The organism is Sphingobium sp. BS19, from assembly GCF_027925545.1.
Lineage (GTDB): Bacteria > Pseudomonadota > Alphaproteobacteria > Sphingomonadales > Sphingomonadaceae > Sphingobium.
Map to the genome: position 1 here is coordinate 397,000 of NZ_BSEF01000001.1, position 18,574 is coordinate 415,573.

16 protein-coding genes are annotated in these 18,574 nt (G+C 60.2%); 8 read left to right on the plus strand and 8 right to left on the minus strand.

Annotated features, from left to right (window positions below):
- Both QMG56_RS01965 and QMG56_RS01970 read left to right on the plus strand, forming a co-directional pair.
- Complete coding sequence (locus QMG56_RS01965; protein WP_230188499.1) at positions 1 to 1,404, plus strand: nitronate monooxygenase family protein; 1,404 nt, start codon at positions 1 to 3, stop codon at positions 1,402 to 1,404.
- On the plus strand, positions 1,404 to 1,604 hold the full coding sequence (locus QMG56_RS01970) for a DUF2093 domain-containing protein (RefSeq protein ID WP_281820873.1): 201 nt from the start codon (positions 1,404 to 1,406) through the stop codon (positions 1,602 to 1,604). Before QMG56_RS01965 ends, QMG56_RS01970 begins: the two co-directional genes overlap by 1 nt.
- Positions 1,605 to 1,617: 13 nt before the next feature.
- Here QMG56_RS01970 and QMG56_RS01975 read toward each other — a convergent pair whose 3' ends face one another.
- Entirely contained in the window at positions 1,618 to 2,616 is a 999-nt protein-coding gene (locus QMG56_RS01975; protein WP_281820874.1) for a D-glycerate dehydrogenase, read from the minus strand.
- Positions 2,617 to 2,758: 142 nt separating this feature from the next.
- On the opposite strand from QMG56_RS01975, the gene QMG56_RS01980 reads away from it, so the two are divergent.
- A complete protein-coding gene (locus QMG56_RS01980; protein ID WP_375713623.1) occupies positions 2,759 to 3,226 on the plus strand; it encodes an SH3 domain-containing protein in 468 nt (155 codons plus the stop codon).
- Positions 3,227 to 3,254: 28 nt separating this feature from the next.
- Positions 3,255 to 3,920, plus strand: coding sequence for a peptidylprolyl isomerase (locus QMG56_RS01985; RefSeq protein WP_281820875.1), 666 nt, complete (start codon positions 3,255 to 3,257; stop codon positions 3,918 to 3,920).
- Positions 3,921 to 4,099: 179 nt separating this feature from the next.
- Here QMG56_RS01985 and QMG56_RS01990 read toward each other — a convergent pair whose 3' ends face one another.
- Positions 4,100 to 5,719 carry an NAD(P)/FAD-dependent oxidoreductase gene (locus QMG56_RS01990; RefSeq protein ID WP_281820877.1) on the minus strand — a complete coding sequence of 540 codons (1,620 nt, stop codon included), beginning with the start codon at positions 5,717 to 5,719 and terminating at the stop codon, positions 4,100 to 4,102.
- Positions 5,720 to 5,861: 142 nt separating this feature from the next.
- Here QMG56_RS01990 and QMG56_RS01995 point away from each other — a divergent pair, with 142 nt between their 5' ends.
- Entirely contained in the window at positions 5,862 to 7,355 is a 1,494-nt protein-coding gene (locus QMG56_RS01995; RefSeq protein WP_281820878.1) for a diguanylate cyclase domain-containing protein, read from the plus strand.
- 75 nt (positions 7,356 to 7,430) lie between these two features.
- Here QMG56_RS01995 and rplL read toward each other — a convergent pair whose 3' ends face one another.
- The 6 genes from rplL to QMG56_RS02025 all read right to left on the minus strand — a co-directional run bounded on the left by rplL (position 7,431) and on the right by QMG56_RS02025 (position 12,519).
- Positions 7,431 to 7,802 (minus strand): 50S ribosomal protein L7/L12, encoded by a 372-nt coding sequence (gene rplL, locus QMG56_RS02000; RefSeq protein ID WP_230188493.1) that lies wholly within the window; start codon positions 7,800 to 7,802, stop codon positions 7,431 to 7,433.
- Positions 7,803 to 7,906: 104 nt separating this feature from the next.
- On the minus strand, positions 7,907 to 8,422 hold the full coding sequence (gene rplJ, locus QMG56_RS02005) for a 50S ribosomal protein L10 (RefSeq protein WP_230188492.1): 516 nt from the start codon (positions 8,420 to 8,422) through the stop codon (positions 7,907 to 7,909).
- Between the two features lie 949 nt (positions 8,423 to 9,371).
- The gene (locus QMG56_RS02010; RefSeq protein ID WP_281820880.1) at positions 9,372 to 10,403 is read right to left on the minus strand and encodes a DUF262 domain-containing protein; all 1,032 of its coding nucleotides are present in this window, start codon (positions 10,401 to 10,403) and stop codon (positions 9,372 to 9,374) included.
- Between the two features lie 272 nt (positions 10,404 to 10,675).
- Complete coding sequence (locus tag QMG56_RS02015; protein ID WP_281820881.1) at positions 10,676 to 10,981, minus strand: type II toxin-antitoxin system RelE/ParE family toxin; 306 nt, start codon at positions 10,979 to 10,981, stop codon at positions 10,676 to 10,678.
- A complete protein-coding gene (locus QMG56_RS02020; RefSeq protein ID WP_281820882.1) occupies positions 10,974 to 11,219 on the minus strand; it encodes a type II toxin-antitoxin system ParD family antitoxin in 246 nt (81 codons plus the stop codon). Before QMG56_RS02020 ends, QMG56_RS02015 begins: the two co-directional genes overlap by 8 nt.
- A 475-nt stretch (positions 11,220 to 11,694) precedes the next feature.
- Positions 11,695 to 12,519: an aspartyl/asparaginyl beta-hydroxylase domain-containing protein gene (locus QMG56_RS02025; RefSeq protein WP_281820883.1), complete on the minus strand. Its 825-nt coding sequence runs from the start codon at positions 12,517 to 12,519 to the stop codon at positions 11,695 to 11,697.
- Between the two features lie 204 nt (positions 12,520 to 12,723).
- Between QMG56_RS02025 and QMG56_RS02030 the strand changes: the two genes are divergently transcribed.
- The 3 genes from QMG56_RS02030 (at position 12,724) to QMG56_RS02040 (ending at position 18,569) form a co-directional block, all read left to right on the plus strand.
- A complete protein-coding gene (locus QMG56_RS02030) occupies positions 12,724 to 13,953 on the plus strand; it encodes an efflux RND transporter periplasmic adaptor subunit (RefSeq protein WP_281820884.1) in 1,230 nt (409 codons plus the stop codon).
- 63 nt (positions 13,954 to 14,016) lie between these two features.
- Positions 14,017 to 17,154 carry an efflux RND transporter permease subunit gene (locus QMG56_RS02035; RefSeq protein WP_375713624.1) on the plus strand — a complete coding sequence of 1,046 codons (3,138 nt, stop codon included), beginning with the start codon at positions 14,017 to 14,019 and terminating at the stop codon, positions 17,152 to 17,154.
- Positions 17,151 to 18,569: an efflux transporter outer membrane subunit gene (locus QMG56_RS02040; RefSeq protein ID WP_281820886.1), complete on the plus strand. Its 1,419-nt coding sequence runs from the start codon at positions 17,151 to 17,153 to the stop codon at positions 18,567 to 18,569. The genes QMG56_RS02035 and QMG56_RS02040 overlap by 4 nt, the downstream gene beginning before the upstream one ends.
- Positions 18,570 to 18,574 lie beyond the last annotated feature (5 nt).

The following is an 18,574-nucleotide window of genomic DNA, read 5'->3' on the forward strand; positions in this document are numbered from 1 at the left end:
TTGTTCAAGGGATTAAAGCCCATCGTTTATGGCGGTCGCGAAGTGTGGCCGCTGGTCGAGGGCGGCAAGGGCGTCGCCGTTTCGAACCACAACAGCTCCGGCGCATGGGCCGCTGCGGGCGGGATCGGCACGGTTTCCGCCGTCAACGCCGACAGCTATGACGCCACCGGCAAGATCATTCCGCAAATCTATCACGCCAAGACACGCCGCGACCGCCACGAAGAACTGATCGCCTACGCCATCGACGGCGCTGTCGAACAGGTGAAGCGCGCGTATGAGATCGCGGGCGGCAAGGGCGCGATCAACATTAACGTCCTGTGGGAAATGGGCGGCGCGCAGCGTATCCTGCATGGCGTGCTGGAAAAGACGCGCGGCATGGTCGCGGGCGTCACCTGCGGCGCAGGGATGCCCTATAAGCTGAGCGAAATTGCGGCGTCCTATAATGTCAGCTATCTGCCGATCGTCTCCTCCGGCCGCGCTTTCCGCGCACTGTGGAAGCGCGCCTACAGCAAGGCAGCGGATTTCCTCTCAGCGGTAGTCTACGAAGATCCCTGGCTCGCGGGCGGCCACAACGGCCTCTCCAATGCGGAAGACCCCCGCAAGCCTGAAGATCCCTATCCCCGCGTGAAGGCCTTGCGCGACACCATGCGCGAAGGCGGCATTTCGGACGATGTGCCTATCGTGATGGCTGGCGGCGTCTGGCATCTGCGCGACTGGAACGACTGGATCGAAAATCCGGAGCTTGGGACGATAGCGTTCCAGTTCGGCACGCGCCCGCTGCTGACGCAGGAAAGCCCGATCCCGCAGGATTGGAAAGACCAGCTTACGCAGTTGCAGGAAGGCGATATCCTGCTGCATCGCTTCTCACCGACCGGCTTTTATTCCTCCGCCGTCCGCAACCCGTTCCTACGCCATCTGGAAAACCGTTCCGAACGGCAGATCGCGTTCAGCATGGAGCAGGCAGGCGATCACACGCATCAGCTCGATGTGGGCGTGAAGGGCAAGAATTTCTGGGTTACGCGCAACGACCTGATGCGCGCGCGCGAATGGTTCGGCGCAGGCTTCACCAGTGCGCTCAAGACGCCCGACAACACACTTGTGTTCGTGACCGACGAAGACAAGGGCGTCATCCGCAAGGATCAGGCCGATTGCATGGGTTGCCTGTCGCAATGCGCGTTCTCAAGCTGGATGGACAGCGACACCAACTCCACCGGTCGCCTTGCCGATCCGCGCAGCTTCTGCATCCAGAAGACGTTGCAGGATATCGCCCATGGCGGTCCGGTCGATCAGAACCTGATGTTCGCAGGCCACGGTGCCTATCGCTTCGGCAAAGACCCGTTCTATTCCAACGGGTTCGTGCCGACCGTGAAGCAACTCGTCGACCGCATCCTGACGGGCGATTGATGGCGGATATTCCCGGTCTTGCGGTGCTAGAATACGGAACGCCGCATTTCGACGTCGTCCGTCCCGGCCAGTTCGTGCTCTGCGCAATCAGCGGTGAGCGCATCCCGCTCGACCATCTGATGTACTGGAGCGCGGAGTTTCAGGAAGCCTATCGCGGCGCGCCCGAAGCAACGCAGGGGTTCCTGCGCAAGCGGGGCTGACAGAAGGGGGTGGTTAAACCCACCCCTCCAGCACCTGATCCGGCGGACGATGCCCATCCACCCAGGTACGGATATTGGCAATCACCTTCGCACCCGTGGCATCGCGCCCTTCGATGGTGGCAGACCCCACATGCGGCAACAGCACGACATTCGATAGCGAAAGCAACCGCTGATCGACAGCAGGCTCATGCGCATACACGTCCAGCCCCGCACCCGCGATTCGACCCGCCGCCAGCGCATGGACCAGCGCGCTTTCGTCGGTGATTTCCGCGCGCGAGGTGTTGATGAAATAAGCGGACGGTTCGATCAACCCGATCCGCCGCGCGTCGATCATCCCCCGGCTGTCGTCATTGAGCGGGCAGTTGACCGAAATAATGTCGCTGGTTTCCAGCAGCACGTCCAGATCGGGATGCCACAACGCGCCTGTCTCGCGCTCCACCGCTTCGGGCAGGCGATGGCGATTGTGATAGGAAATCGAAAGCCCGAAGGCAGCGGCACGGCGCGCCACGGCCTGACCGATCCGGCCCATGCCGATGATGCCCAGCCGCTTGCCGCCGATCCGGTGGCCCAGCATCCCCGATGGGCTCCATCCCGCCCAAGTGCCGGACCGCACCAGCTTTTCGCCTTCCGCAAGGCGGCGCGGCACGGACAGGATCAGCGCCATCGTCATGTCGGCGGTATCTTCGGTCAGCACGCCGGGCGTGTTGGTGACGATCACCCCCTTGGCCCGCGCAGCGCGCAAATCGATATGATCGACCCCGCTGCCGAAACTGGCAATCAGTTGCAGCCTGTCCGATGCCCCGGCGAACAGTTCCGCGTCGATGTGATCGGTCACCGTCGGTACCAGCACGTCGCAAGCGTCGATGGCCTGCGCCAATTCGGCGCGCGTCATCGGCGTGTCGTCGGCGCGGAAACGGGTATCGAACAACTCGCCCATCCGGCTTTCGACAGACGCAGGCAAGCGCCGGGTTACGATGACGGTGGGTTTTGCCGGGCGAGGTCGTTTGGCCATGTCCTGCCGCTATGCCGGGGTGGTGTGGAGGTCAAGGGCTTATGGCGTTACAGGATGGTTGAACCGGATCGCCGCTGATGGCAAGCAGGCCATAAGACTAGAGAATGAGGCAGGGACACCGCATATGGTGCAATCGAAAATCATGCGGATATCCGCGATGTTGGCCGCTATCCCGGCGGCGCTGCTGCTGGCGACGCCTGCACAGGCCAATTCGGTCAAGCCCGTTCCCTATTGGGCCTCGATTTCGGAGCCGGAGGCACGGATGCGTGTCGGCCCCAATCTCGATTATCCCAGCAACTGGATCTATCGACGTCGCGACTTGCCTGTGAAGGTCGTGAAGGTGCTCGGCAACTGGCGCAAGATCGAGGACAGCAGCGGCGTACAAGGCTGGATGCACGTCCGCCTGCTCAGCGACACCGCCACCGCCATCGTGACCGGCAGCATCACCGAAATGCGGGAAAGGGCAGGGGATGACGGCAAGCTGCTGTACCGGGTGCAGCCGGGCGTGGTCGGCCGCGTGAAGGATTGCGGCTCCGGCTGGTGTGCGCTCGACGTGGGCGGCCGCAAGGGTTTCGTGCGCATGGCCAGCCTGTGGGGCGCTGTCGAATGATGCTGCGCTGATCCGGAACTTGCCCTCAATGTTCCTTATGGTGCGCGCCTTGTTGGCTTGTTTGGCTTTGTTCTGCGTCGGTGTGGCGGAGGCAAAGCCGGCAGGGGCGACACCCGGCATCATCCGCGTGCGCCTCGTCACGTCCAGCGGTTCCTTCGTCGTCGCGCTGGACGCACGGAAAGCACCGCTCACCACCCGCAACTTCATGGCCTATGTCGACGATGGCCGCTTCGACGGCACCACCTTCTATCGGGCGGCACGACGGAAAAGCGCCCCGAAAATGGGGCTCATACAGGGCGGCATAGATACCAACACCCGCCGCAGCCTGCCGCCCGTCAAGCATGAGCCAACGACGCAGACGGGCATCAAGCATACCGATGCCACCATCTCCATGGCGCGCGGCGGCAAGCCGGGATCGGCAATGGGCAATTTCTTCATCACCATCGGCCCCATTGTCAGCATGGACGCCAGCGGCGCGTATCCCGGCTATGCGGCTTTTGGGCATGTGGTGTCAGGCATGGATGTGGTGCGCAAGATATTGGCGCTCCCCACCGGCGGCGGCACCGGCCCGATGCGCGGACAGATGATCCTGCGCCCGGTCCAGATCATCAGGGCGGAGCGGCTGGACGGCGTCGCCAAACCCACCGGCCAGCCCAAACCGTGGCTGCTCGGCGTGCCGAAGCGAAAGCCGTAGAGTCTTTTAGCGAAGTCGAGCTGTTCTACGAAGCGTGCAGCATAAAGAGCCGTCACCCTGAACTTGTTTCAGGGTCCATTTCTCCCCACGCACATCCGCCTGAAATGGCGGAATGGATGCTGAAACGAGTTCAGCATGACGTTAATTAAACGGCGGACGTCCGTTCCTAATGACTACCCCTAAGCCATCATACTCAACGCCACCGCCTCGGCAACCTTGATCCCATCCACCGCCGCCGACAATATCCCGCCCGCATAGCCTGCACCTTCACCGGCAGGATATAGACGCGCCGTGTTGAGGCTCTGGAAATCCTTGCCGCGCGTAATCCGGATCGGTGACGACGTGCGCGTTTCCACGCCGGTCATCATTGCGTCCGGATGCGCGTAGTTCGGTATCTGCCGCCCGAACACCGGCAGCGCTTCCCGCATCGCTTCCACGGCGAAATCGGGCAGGCATTGCGCCAGATCGGTCAGGTGCACACCGGGCTTATAGGACGGAATGACGTCGCCCAATTCCGTCGATGGACGCCCCGCGAGGAAATCCCCCAGCTTCTGCCCCGGCGCCGCATAGGTCGATCCCCCCGCGACATAGGCCAGCGATTCAAAATGCCGCTGCAACGCGATTCCCGCCAGCGGTCCATCGGGATAATCGCGTGCCGGGTCGATCCCCACGACGATGCCGGAGTTCGCATTGAATTCCTGCCGCGAATATTGGCTCATGCCGTTGGTCGTGACGCGGCCTTCTTCCGAAGTCGCGGCGACCACGCGCCCGCCCGGACACATGCAAAAGCTGTAGACCGTCCGCCCGTTCGCGCAGTGATGCGACAGGCTGTACGCCGCCGCACCCAGATCGGGATGCCCCGCGCATGACCCGAACCGCGCCTTGTCGATCCACGATTGCGGATGCTCGATCCGCACACCGATCGAAAAGGGCTTCGGTTCGATGAACACGCCGCGCTCATGCAGCATCTCGAACGTGTCACGTGCGCTGTGCCCGATGGCCAGCACGACATGGTCCGCCTCCAGATAGTCGCCGGTGTGAAGGTGCACCCCACGGATCGCCCGCGTCCCATCGGCGCGCGTCTCGACGTCGATGTCGTCCACCCGCTGCCCGAACCGATATTCGCCGCCCAGTCCCTCGATGGTCTCGCGGATGCTCTCCACCATCGTCACCAGCCGGAACGTGCCGATATGCGGATGCGCTTCGGTCAGGATTTCCGGCGGCGCACCGGCCTTCACGAACTCGGTCAGCACCTTGCGGCCCAGAAAGCGCGGGTCTTTTATCTGGCTGTAGAGCTTGCCGTCCGAAAACGTGCCAGCCCCGCCTTCGCCGAACTGCACATTGGATTCCGGGTTCAGTACGCTGCGCCGCCACAGCCCCCAGGTATCCTTGGTCCGCTCCCGCACCACTTTGCCGCGATCCAGAATGATCGGGCGGAACCCCATCTGCGCCAGAATCAGACCCGCGAACAGACCGCATGGTCCGGTGCCGATGACCACGGGGCGCAGGCGACCCGCCATCGCCGGTGCCGTCGCCACAAAGCGATACGCCGTATCGGGCGTCGGCCGCACATGCACGTCGCCGGCAAAGCGCGCCAGCACCTCGGCTTCGTCGGCCAGTGTCACGTCCACCGAATAGACCATCAGAATCGCCGACTTGCGCCGCGCATCATTGGCCCGCCGCGCAATGTGAAAGTCGATCAGCGCATCGGACGGGATCGCCAGCCGCGCCAGTACAGCCTCGCGCAAAGCCTCTGCGGGGTGATCCAGCGGCAGTTTTATTTCGGAAATACGCAACATGCGCCTGCCTTTAGCGGGGAAGCCCCTGACGCGCCAGCGGCGGCATGGGCGCAGGCTATACCCATCCGGTCCGGCGCTCGCTTCGTCGTATTTGCGAACAGTAATAGCAGCTTTATTAACCTTGAATCGCTAACCCCTCTTCATGAGCAGTCGGCATATTACTTCCCACGATAGTCACGAACTTTATCGCCTTCAGGTGCTGGCCGATGCGCAGCTTCTGGATACCCCGGCCGAACCGGCCTTCGACGCGATTGCATCGCTGGCGCGGCGGGTTGCACATGCCCCGATTGCGCTGATCGCTCTGGTCGATGCGGAACGGCAATGGTTCAAGGCGCGGTGCGGACTCGATGCGGAGCAGACCTCGCGCGACATCGCTTTTTGCGACCACACTATCGGGCAATCCGAGATTTTCATGGTGGAGGATGCGCGAGACGATTCGCGCTTTGCGTCCAATCCGCTGGTCACCGGCGATCCCGGCATAGTTTTCTACGCCGGCATTCCCCTGATGGTCCATGGCAAAGATGGCGGCACTGCCGCGGCCATCGGAACGCTGTGCGTCATCGATTACGCTCCCCGCATCCTGTCGCCCGACGAAATTCAGGGGCTGCGCGAACTCGCCGATGTCGCCGTAACCTTGATCGAGAGTCGACGGCTGGCTCTGCGCGCGGTCGATCATGCGCAGGAACAGCATCACGCGGCGCATGAGCTGGCATATGAACGCCGCAAATTTCAGCAAGCGGAACGGATGGCGACGCTCGGCTATTTTCGTTTCGATATGCTGGACCAGCATTTATTCTGGTCGGATCAGGTTTTTGCCATTCACGGCCTTCCGGTCAGCGATGCGCCGCCGCTGAACACGGCAATGGAATTTTACCCGCCCCGTGCCCGCGCCGAAATTGCAGCCGCGATTGCCAATACGATTGAAACGGGCGCGCCATATGACATCGAAACCGATTTCCTGACCGCGCAGGGCGATTTGCGTCGCGTGCGCAGTCTTGGCGAGCTGGAAATGCTGGACGGCGTTCCCGTGGCGCTCTTCGGCGTGTTTCAGGACGTGACGCAGCGTTACCGCATAGAGCAGATGCTGCGCGCATCGGCCCATAGCGATACGTTGACTGGCCTGGCCAATCGCGCCGCGTTCGAGGCGGAGATGGAAAACCGCATGACGCAGGCCAATGACACGGGCGAGACTCTTGCCATCCTGCTGATCGACCTCGACGGGTTCAAGGCCGTCAACGACGCGCAGGGGCATGTCGCGGGCGACGAACTGCTGCAGACCGTGGGGATGCGGCTGCGCGGGGAGGCGTATGCCGATTGCTTCGTCGCACGGCTGGGGGGCGACGAATTCGTCCTCATTCCCAGGGGCATGCTCGATCGTGCGACCATAGAAGCGCTGGCCCGCAACATTCTGGACGATCTGCGCCGCCCGGTGATCACCGCCGATTGCAACGCGACGATTTCCGGCACCATCGGCATTGCCCGGATGCAGCCGGGGGATATCCGCCGCGACCTGATGCGTCGCGCCGATCAGGCGCTGTACGCCGCCAAGCATAGCGAGCGGGGGACCGGGCGCTTCTACGAAAACGACCGCGTGATCCGCGCCATTGGGCCGCTGGACATCCGCAAGGCAGGCTGACAGCAAAAAGGGCGGCCCACATGGGACCGCCCTTTCTATGTGCGTGCGTCTGTAAAGACGCGCGACGAAACTGAATTACTTCAGTTCTACGGTCGCACCGGCTTCTTCGAGCTGCTTCTTGACCTTCTCGGCCTCGTCCTTGCTCACGCCTTCCTTGATCGCCTTGGGAGCGGATTCGACCAGCGTCTTGGCTTCGGTCAGACCCAGGCCGGTGATGGCGCGGACTTCCTTGATGACGTTGATCTTCTTGCCGCCGTCGCCGGTCAGGATGACGTCGAATTCGGTCTGCTCTTCAGCAGCAGGCGCAGCAGCAGCGGCAGGGCCGGCAACGGCTACAGCAGCGGCAGCCGAAACGCCCCACTTTTCTTCCAGAGCCTTCGACAGGTCGGCGGCTTCGAGGACGGTCAGGGCCGAGAGCTGCTCGACGAGTGCATTGATGTCTGCCATGTTATTCACATTACCTTTCTGGGCGGAGGCTTGAGGCCCCCTTAACTTAGAGTTTTACAAACGATGTAACGGGCCCGAACGAACGGGCGAAAGCGGCGTAAAAGTTACGCGGCTTCCTTTTCCGCATAGGCGTTGAAGACGCGCGCCAGCTGCGAAGCCGGTGTCTGGATGACGGTAGCGAGCTTGGTTGCCGGAGCTTGAACAAGTCCGATAATCTTCGCGCGCAGTTCGTCCAGAGACGGCATCGATGCGAGGGCTTTGACCCCGTTCGCATCGAGCAGCATGCTGCCCATCGCACCGCCAACGATTTCAAGTTTATCGTTGGTCTTGGCGAATTCGATTGCCACCTTGGCGGCGGCAACCGGATCATGGCTCGTGGCCAGCGCAATCGGACCGGTCAGCAGGTCGCTGAGCTGTTCATATTGCGTGTCCTTGAGCGCGATCTTGGCGAGGCGGTTCTTCGTAACCTTGAAGGAGCCACCGGCATCCCGCATTTTCTGCCGCAGATCCGTCGACTGAGCGACGGTCATACCGAGGTTGCGTGTAACCACGACAACGCCGATTTCGGCAAAAGTAGCGTTCAGCGTGGTGACGACTTCGGATTTTTGATTACGATCCATGCCATTCTCCACTTCTTATCTTTCGGACAATCCGAAAGACGGCAAAACCCGCATGTCAGCGCAAGCGCCGACGCACGGGGCATTTAGTCCGAAGGGGAGAGGTCGCCGGCCCGTATCGTTCGTAAAAAGAACAGGGCAGACCCGGCACGCGCAAAACGCATCCGGCAAAGAACTTTTCCCCGTCTAGGCTGGACATTAAGAGAGGCATATTCCCCTCACCAACTGTCTCGGACGGACGCATCCCGAAGGACGCGGTAGCGGGCCGTTAGCGGATTAGGGGCGGAATGTCACGGGGTTTTTGTGGTCGTAAGGAATAGGCTAGGCAGATGCGTATTCAGCGATTAATTTTATTTCTTCGACCCAAGTGTCCCAAAGGTATCCTTCAGTTGCAGGGTCAATCCAAACACAGGCGTCCGTAGGGTGAAGTATCTTAGTCTCGATATAGCGGACGCGAGCATTCTTTAAACGCACAAGCTGAGCGGCGCCAAAATGTGCCGTGGCATTTCTACAAATTTGAAGATCGGGGATAGCGATAGCCAAAGATAATGCGCGGACTAGCTGCGACGAGTTTGATATTCTCATTCCACTAGAAATGGCGATAGCCTTGGTGATGTCACCCCACGTCGGCTCTAAGTGTGGACCTGCTATGGACCTAAAGGTTGTTACTGCACTTTCGTTCGAAAGTTGTTTGGCGACATATAAGATTTGTGATTCACTCAATGAAGCATAATCAGAACTTATGGTGGCTCCAGCCCCCGTTGTACCGCCACTTGCAGACGTAAGGACAACGGATCGAAAAAACCGACACCAACATTGCCATAGCGTAGAAATTAGGCCCTCACGAATTGCTGCTCGATCCAAAAGCCTTTGTTTAGGTGCGACCGTTAGGTGGCGATTGAAACCGCTAGTTAACGTCTGCAACTGGACAAATAATTTGTCCTTATGAACGTTAAGAGATGTTGGCATCGACAGCAGATGGTACGTTGACACCAAGAGCGCGAAGTATCGCTGATACGCGCGCAAGGCGTCGGTTTATACGATTTGTCCCTGCAGAAGCTCCCCACACGTATTTCCCGAACGGGCCTTCGAGTTCTTTTGCCTCGTGCGCTTGGGCAAGAGTTAGAAGCCTTTCTGCCGCGCTACTAGGGTTAGCAGCGAAGTTACCGATAGAATGAGTCTGGGTCATTTCGGCGATTGGCGGAATGCCGTATTTGGCATGAATCATTGCGGTAATTAAAGAGTGAAGCGCATAAGGCTTCATCATGTGAGTTCCACGAAGTTTGCCAAATTCCGCAATTATGTATTCAACCGCTGAAACAATATAGCGTCTATGAGTATCGATTTCTGGATAATCTTCGTCGTAGCGTTGGTAAAGCCCTGAAAGGGCTTTGTCGCTTGTGCTCACGATCCCTTCTTCGATCGCCAAGACACAGTCAGACACTAGTTCTGCGTCACTCATTCGAACAATTTGCCTTGGAGTAAACACACCATATTCTTGGAAAAATTCGTTAAAATGGTCCGTCATGCCGTTTACGGACCATTTAAAACTTCCTTGATAGCTCGAATGGCGCTTTTCAGCAGAATTTAATGGCAGAGTATACGCATTCATACGACGGAACATTTGCAGAATTTCGGCTGGCCGCGCGTTACGAATAACATCTGCCGCTATAGTGTAGCTCATGAACGAATCTTGCATGTCAAGATCTAAATCATCGAACTTCAGGCCTGCATATTTGGATTCGCCACGAATGGCGAACTCATTGTTTACAAACCTTTGAATTGTTCCGATCCGCTGCTGGCCGTCCACAATTTCCTTCGTTGGCGAACGAGAGGGCCGATCCATAAACTCATACAAATAAATCTTTGGAAAGGGAAAGCCGCTTAAGATAGTGTCAATGAAGTAACTGCTTGGTCCTTCCGGCCATATGCCTGAGCCTCGCTGATAACCGGCATTAACAACGAGTTCGCGGCGATTTAGCATGCCTACTATTTCGGCAATGCTGTAGTTGCTCGTGGATATGTGCATGGGTGTACTGATCTACCGTTAAATATCATGCCGAATGACAGAACTGGCTAATGTCGTAATGGCGTTCTTATAACGCTATCGCCGTCAATGGTAGCGGATATCAACTCACTCGAAATTAGCGTCTGGTTAAACCATCTTTAAAAGCCGCCATTCAGAAGGGACGAGTAAACGGCATTTTTACATCTTTTCGTGGCAGTTGAAATGTTTGATCAATTGCCTTTGCCTTTTTACAACTGCCGACCGGCATCCATCCGCTGATGCAAAATGCGCACGACCGCGATCCCATAATCCGTCACTCGATAATAAATGACATGATGCTCGGTGCCACGCCGCCGATATCCGGGCCGGATATGTGCGCAACTCTGTCCTTGCTGCGGTGCCTCCGCCAGCTTGGCGCACATCGCTTGCAATGCCAGTGTGTAGCGGTTGGCCTGTTCCTTGCCCCACTCTTTGCTGGTGTAGCGCCAGATTTCGGTTAGGTCGCGTATGGCGGCGGGGCTGAGGCGATATTCGGGCGCGCTACCCTCAGGCACTGGCCGCGTTCATGCGCTGCAGGAAGACGTCGAAATCGAACGGTTGCGGCGCACCGCTTTGTTCGCCTTCGATCAACGCCTGTCGGATCGTGTCGATCTCGAAGCTGCGTTCCTGTTCGCGACGGATAAGGTCGCGGATCGCTTCGCTGTCATTCGTATATTGCCCCGCGTCGATCTGCGCCGCGATCCACGCATCCTGCTGCTCGGTAAGGGTAATCGTCTTACGCACCGTTCCCATGAGCCAACGCCTCCATAATCATACTATTGGTGCGATTTAGCTGTTTTCTGTGTTCGCAGCAAGATTGAAGCGAGGAACAGACCTAACATCCCCTGTCCTACACACTCCCCAATCCGCTACCACCCCGCCATAAACCCCGGACCGGCGCATTGCACGCACGTCCATGCCGCATATCCCTTCGTCCCCATGTCCGGGGGCGAGCAGTCAGGCGGCATCTGACGGCATTACTGCACAGGCGACGTGTAGGCCGCGGGCATAGACTGGGGTTGCGGCACCTCTTCCAAACGCCGCACGCGCCTTTCGGGTGGGAGCATTGGCTGGCCCGAACCTTTGTTCGCTGACACCCGCGCGCCAATCCACACCGCCTGTCGTCCGCTTCCAACAGGGTCAGGGAGGGCCACTGGGGGGTGACGTAGTGAGGCTTTTGAGGCTTTCCGCGATATTCCAGCGACAAAACAGCCCGCGGCGATGGCCTCTAGCCGATCTTCTCCGCCGACCATTGCGCGATCCCCTTGCGGGCATCCTGCACGAAGCGGGACCGGCGGACGCCTTCCAGGAACAGCCCGCCGACGATCTTGCCGACGATGCCCACCGGGCGCTTGAACTGGATCAGCAGGACGATGCGCGTCTCGTCGGTCTCGTTCAGCACTTCATGGTCATAACAATCGTCGAAGATCAGCGCGTTGCCTTCGGTCCACTGCAGCCACTCGTCGACCACGCGCATCCGGCACTGCGCGCTCTCGCGCGGCACCTGTATGCCCAGATGGCAGGTCAGGAACGCCTTGGTCACGCCGGTATGCGGGGGGATATGCGTGCCGGGGACGAGGACGGAGAAGAAGGCGGAGTTGAGGCCGGGCACGATCTTCTCGATCAGCGCGATGGTCTTGGGGCACTTGGCGCAATTGGCATCGTCGCGATAGCGATAGCCGATGAGGAAGAACGACCGCCACCGCCCCGCCGGCGCAATCCGGCGATGGTCGGGGGAGATGGTCGCGAGCGGCGGCACTTTCTCCAGGTCCTGCAGCGCCGCAGCGGCCTCCGCCCGGATCGTCTCCCAGTGCGACTCCAGCTCCCTGACCCACGGGAATACCGCGGTGTCATAGACCGGCGGATCGCCCAGCGTCGCGGAGTTGGCGATCCAGCGATTGGTCTTGGGCTGCATCCACTTGCCGAACCGCATGATCAGCGGCTTTTTGGGCACCAGCTTGGAACTGGGCTTCAACGTCGCGTCCATCGCGTCGGGGATGACCAGCACGTCGGCGGCGGCATCGGCAGGGGCAGTGGTGTTCGGGTCGGTCATAGGGTCCATCGGTTAATCCGCAGGTTGCCCCCGATAGGGCCTGTGCGGCAATATCGCCAGATCAATAACGACCAAAATGCAGGCACTTGTCGCGAACCCAGCGAAACGGGGCAGGGCGTCTTTCCGGCCCCGCGCCCGACCTGTAATAAAGTGTAACCATGCTACCGAAGGGCGATTAATGCGCTATAGCCGATGCTCCCGATCATGACGATCGCACTAACCAAGCAGATAACATCCTTGCGCTTTACATTTGCTCGGCCCGGCGCCGTCCATTTCGCCCTCGCGGCATGTCTCGCTCTGCCGCTCGCGGCCTGTGGCGGCGGGAACGATAAAGACAAGAAGCCCCCGCCTGTGCCGCAGGTGGGGTTTGTCGTCATGGAGCAGAAAAGCGTGCCCCTGACCGTGGAACTGACGGGGCGTGTCGCGGCGTACCAGATGTCCGAAGTCCGCCCGCAGGTCAGCGGCATCATCCGCCGCCGCTTTTTCACCGAAGGCGCGCTGGTCCGCAAAGGCCAGACGCTCTACGAAATCGACCCGCGCCTTTACCGCGCCGCCGCCAACGAAGCACGCGCCAACCTCGCCAGTGCGCAGGCCAATGCCGAAGCGACCCGCGTAAGAGCCGAACGTTTCCGCCCGCTCGCCGAAGCCGAAGCCGTCAGCAAGCAGGACTATACCGATGCCGCTGCGCAAGCACGTCAGGCCGCAGCCGCCGTCGCGCAAGGCCGCGCCCAACTCGACACCGCGCAGGTCAACCTGCAGTTCACTAGCGTCCCCGCGCCGATCACCGGACGCATCGGCCGGTCCCTCTTCACCGAAGGCGCGCTCGTCACCAGCAATCAGGTCGATCCGCTGTCGGTCATCCAGCGGCTCGATCCGATCTTCGTCGATATCCAGCAATCGAGCGCCGATCTCCTCGCGCTGCGCCGCTCGCTCTCGCAACGGGGCGCCGCGGCCCCCAGCGCTGCAGTGAAACTGATCCTGGAAGACGGCAGCGAATATGGGCAGACCGGCACCGTCCAGTTTTCCGAAGTGATGGTGAACGCCAGCACCGGCACCGTCACCCTGCGTGCCAGCTTCGCCAATCCGGACGGGCTGCTGCTCCCCGGCATGTTCGTCCGCGCCCGCTTCGCGCAGTTAATCGACACCAATGCCATCCTCGTGCCGCAGGCCGCACTCAGCCGCTCGGCAAGAGGCGCGGCGACCGTCTTCATCGTCGGCCCGAACAACAAAGCCGTTCAGCGGACGGTGACGGCGGACCGGACGCAAGGCGCCTATTGGGTGGTCACCAAGGGACTGAAACCGGGCGACAAGGTCATCGTGCAGGGTCTGACCAACGTAAAGCCCGACGCGCCGATACGCCCCGTCTCCGCCGATACGCCACAGAATATTGTCGCGCCTCAGGGTGCCGCCGCCAACAAGAACAAGGGCGGCTGACGCACAGTGTCGAGGATATTCATCGAGCGACCCATCTTCGCGTGGGTCATCGCGATCATCGTGATGCTGCTGGGCATCGGCGCGATCTACGCGCTGCCCATCGCGCAATATCCAGACGTCGCCCCGCCACAGGTGAACGTCCGCGCGACCTATCCCGGTGCGTCGGCCGAAACGATCCAGAACAGCGTTACGCAGGTCATCGAGCAGCAACTGACGGGCATCGATGGCCTGCTCTATTTCAGTTCGTCGTCCAGCTCGCGCGGATCGGTCACCATCAGCGCGACATTCGATAAAGGCACCGACCCTGACATCGCGCAAGTGCAGGTGCAAAATCAGGTCCAGCAAGCGCTCTCGCGTCTGCCCCAACAAGTGCAGCAGCAGGGCCTGCGCGTCACCAAGTCCAATCCTGACTTCCTGATGATCGTCGCTGTCTATGATGAGACGGACCGCAGCACCAATCAGGACGTGTCCGATTACCTTGTCTCGAACCTGCAGGATACTCTCGCCCGCACGGCGGGCGTGGGCGACATCAACGTATTCGGTGCCCAATATGCCATGCGCATCTGGCTCGACCCCGACAAGCTGGCGAGCTTTTCGCTGATCCCCGCCGATGTGGTTACGGCCATCACCAACCAGAATACCGAAGTCGCCGCAGGCGAAATCGGCGGACAGCCGCAGCCTGCCACGCAGATGCTCAACGCCACCGTCACGGCCCAGTCGCGTTTGCAGACACCCGATCAGTTCAAGGCGATCATCCTCAAAACCGATCCCAGCGGCGCTACCGTCCGCCTTTCCGACGTGGCCCGTGTCGAACTGGGGGCGGAAAGCTATGCGGCAATCAGTCGGGTGAATGCCCACCCCGGTGCTGGGATGGCCATTTCCGTAGCGCCCGGTGCTGACGCGCTTGCGACCGCCGAATTGGTCAAAGCGCAGGTCGAAAAGGCCGCCAAGGGCTTCCCGCAAGGCTTCAAATTCAGTTACGCAAACGACACTACGGCATTCATCAAGCTATCTATCGAGGAAGTCGTCAAAACGCTGATCGAAGCGATCGTGCTGGTCGTCATCGTGATGTTCGTCTTCCTGCAAAGCTGGCGCGCGACCCTGATCCCCACCATTGCGGTGCCCGTCGTCCTCCTTGGCACTTTCGCTATCTTCTACGCTGCGGGCTTCTCTATCAATACCATGACGCTGTTCGGGCTGGTCCTGGCCATCGGACTCCTGGTGGATGACGCCATTGTGGTGGTCGAGAATGTCGAGCGTCTGATGGATGAAAATCCGGACATGACGCCCAAGGAAGCGACCATACAGTCGATGGGGGAAATTCAGGTCGCGCTGGTCGCAATCGCAGTCGTTCTGTCCGCTGTGTTCCTTCCCATGGCATTTTTCGGTGGATCGACTGGCGTCATCTATCGTCAGTTCTCCCTCACCATTGTGTCGGCGATGGTTCTTTCTGCCCTGGTTGCGCTGATCCTCAGCCCCGCATTGACCGCAACGCTGCTTAAACAAAAGTCGAAGGAAGAACGGGAAGACGACGGCTGGTTTGCGCGCCGCTTTCCTAAGGGTGCCGCGCTCGTCACGCGCGCGCAGGACAAGTTCAATCGCGGGTTCGCAAAGGGCACCGACAAATATGTCCATGCCGTGACCCGCGTGGTCGATCGCAAATGGCTGTTCCTCGGCATCTACGCGATAGTTTTGGCGCTGCTGGTCCTGCTGTTCATACGGCTACCTACCAGCTTTCTTCCGACAGAAGATCAGGGGGCCGCAATCGTGCAGTTTCAACTGCCAGCAGGTGCGACACAAGGACGGACAGTCCAAGTTCAGCGTCAGGTCGAGCGCTACCTGCTGGAAAACGAAAAGAAGAACGTCCGCACCCTGTTTACCGTGGCTGGCGGCGGCGGCGGCGGCGCGAGCGGACAGAATACCGGTCAGGGCTTCATGAACTTAACCGACTGGGCGGATCGTCCAGGGCGCGAAAATTCAGCCGATGCGATTGTCGGGCGTGCATCCGCTGCATTCTCCAATGTCCGTGATGCGCGCATTTTCGCACTCGTGCCGCCAGCCATCCGCGGTTTGGGGCAATCCAATGGGTTCACGATGCAATTTCAGAATGCCAGCGGTATGTCGCGGGAAGAGTTTCTTGCCGCTCGCGATAAGCTCCTGGCGGAAGCGAACAATGATCCGCGATTGCGCGCCGTCCGCCTTACCGAGCTTCCCGATGTAGCAACGCTGAAGGTCGATATAGATCAGCAGAAGCTTGCTGTGCTGGGGTTAAGTCAGTCAGACGTCAACAGCACCCTTTCCACGGCTTTGGGCGGCCGGTATGTCAATGATTTCGTCGATCGGGGCCGCGTGAAGCGTGTCTATGTGCAGGGGGATGCACCCTTCCGCGCATCTCCGTCCGACATCGATCGCTGGTTTGTGCGCACATCGAACGGGCAGATGGCGCCGTTTTCGTCCTTTGCGCAGACGTCCTGGTCGACGGCACCGACGACACTCTCGCGCTTTCAGGGCGTGTCGTCCTTCGAATTTCAGGGGCAGGCCGCACCCGGCACCAGTTCTGGCGATGCGATGGACCGGATTGCCGAGCTTGCAGGACAAATTCCGGGCACCACGATTGCGTGGTCGGGGCTATCGTTTCAGGAGCGGCTCTCGTCCGGGCAAGCGCCGCTGCTCTATGGGCTTTCGCTGCTCGTCGTCTTTCTCTGCCTTGCTGCTCTGTACGAAAGCTGGACCATTCCGGTGGCCGTGATGCTCGTCATTCCGTTGGGACTGGTGGGCGCTGTTTTCGCGGTCACGCTGCGCGGTCTTGAAAACGACGTGTATCTGCAGATCGGTTTGCTGACGACCATGGGCCTGGCTGCCAAGAACGCTATCCTCGTAATCGAATTTGCCGAGCGTGCCGAGAAGGAGGGCAAGCGCGTCATCGATGCCGCGCTCGAAGCGGCGCGCCTGCGCCTGCGCCCGATCCTGATGACCAGCCTTGCGTTCATCTTCGGTGTGCTGCCGCTCGCGATCTCGACGGGGGCAGGGGCGAACAGCCGTATTGCCATCGGTACGGCGGTGATTGGCGGGATGCTGACGGCGACGATCCTGGCGATCTTCTATATCCCGCTATTCTTCGTGCTGGTGCGCCGCACCACCCGCGATAGCTTCAAGAAATGGCGTCACAAGCCCGATGCTTCGCCGGAACATGCCGCATGAACCGCTTTGCTCTCATCCTGATCAGCCTGACTGCCGGGTGCAGCATGGCACCGAAATATGTGCAGCCCGACGCGCCCGTGCCGCCAGCATGGCCCGTGGGCGACGCTTATCTGAGGCAATCGGGAGAGATGCCGCCTGTGGTGTCGTATCGCGATCTCTTCACCGATAGCCGGCTTCAGCAGATCATCGAACAAGCTTTGCTCAACAATCGCGACTTGCGGATTGCGGCTGCGAACATCGCTTCGGCCCGTGCGCAATACCGGGTCAACCGGGCCAATATTCTTCCGCAGATGAATACAAGCGCGGGATATACCTATTCCGACAACGCGACCAATCGCAACACGGGCGGCAATACCGGCTTTTCTAACTCGGGCAGCCGGTACACAGCGGATGTCGGTACGACGGCGTTTGAACTGGATCTGTTCGGTCGCCTGCGTTCGCTTTCGGACGCAGCGCTCCAGCGCTACTTCGGGACGGAGGCAGCTGCGCGGAGTACAAGGCTGACATTGGTGGGTGATATCGCCGATGCGTGGCTAACCTATGCCGCAGACCAAAGCCTGCTGAAAATCGCGCAAGACACCGCCACGAGCGCAGAGCGCAGCGTCAAATTGACGCGCTTGCGGCTGGAAGGCGGCATCGCACCGCGCACCGATGTACGCCAAGCCGAACAGGTGTTGGCGACGGCGCAGGCCGATCTGGCCGAACAGCGCACAGCCATCGCGCAGGATATCAACGCGCTGCAACTTCTGGTCGGTGCGCCTGTCGACCCCACATTGCTTCCGCCCTCGATCGAAGAGGTCACCGGCGCCGTTCTGGAGTTACCTGCCGGTCTGGACTCTTCCATTCTGCTGCGCCGCCCTGACGTCATGCAGGCTGAATATGAACTACGCGCTGCCAATGCCGAAATCGGCGCAGCGCGTGCGGCGATGTTCCCGCGCATATCGCTAACAGGCTTGGCCAGCCTTGCCAGCACAGCGTTATCGTCGCTGTTTACCGGCGGTGCGTTCAGCTATTCGGCGGGCGCGGATGTCAGCTATTCGATCTTCAGCGGGGGGGCTGCACGCGCTGGCGTCGCACAAAGCAAGGCGCAACGTGACGCCGCGCTGGCAACATATGAAAAGGCGATACAATCGGCTTTTCGTGAAGTCGCCGACGCTCTGGCGCGCCGTGGGACGATCAACGATCAGTTTCGGGCAAATCGCAATCGGGTCGAGGCCGCCGCCGATACCTACAGGCTAACCGACGCGCGCTATCGTGGCGGTATAGACACGTTCCTGTCGAGCCTCGACGCACAACGGTCGCTATACTCTGCAAGGCGCAGCGATATCGCCACCCAACTTGTCAGGGCCAGCAATCTGGTGTCGCTCTATCGCGCGTTGGGCGGCGATACTTTGATCGAGGCACAGCGCCAGTAGCCAGT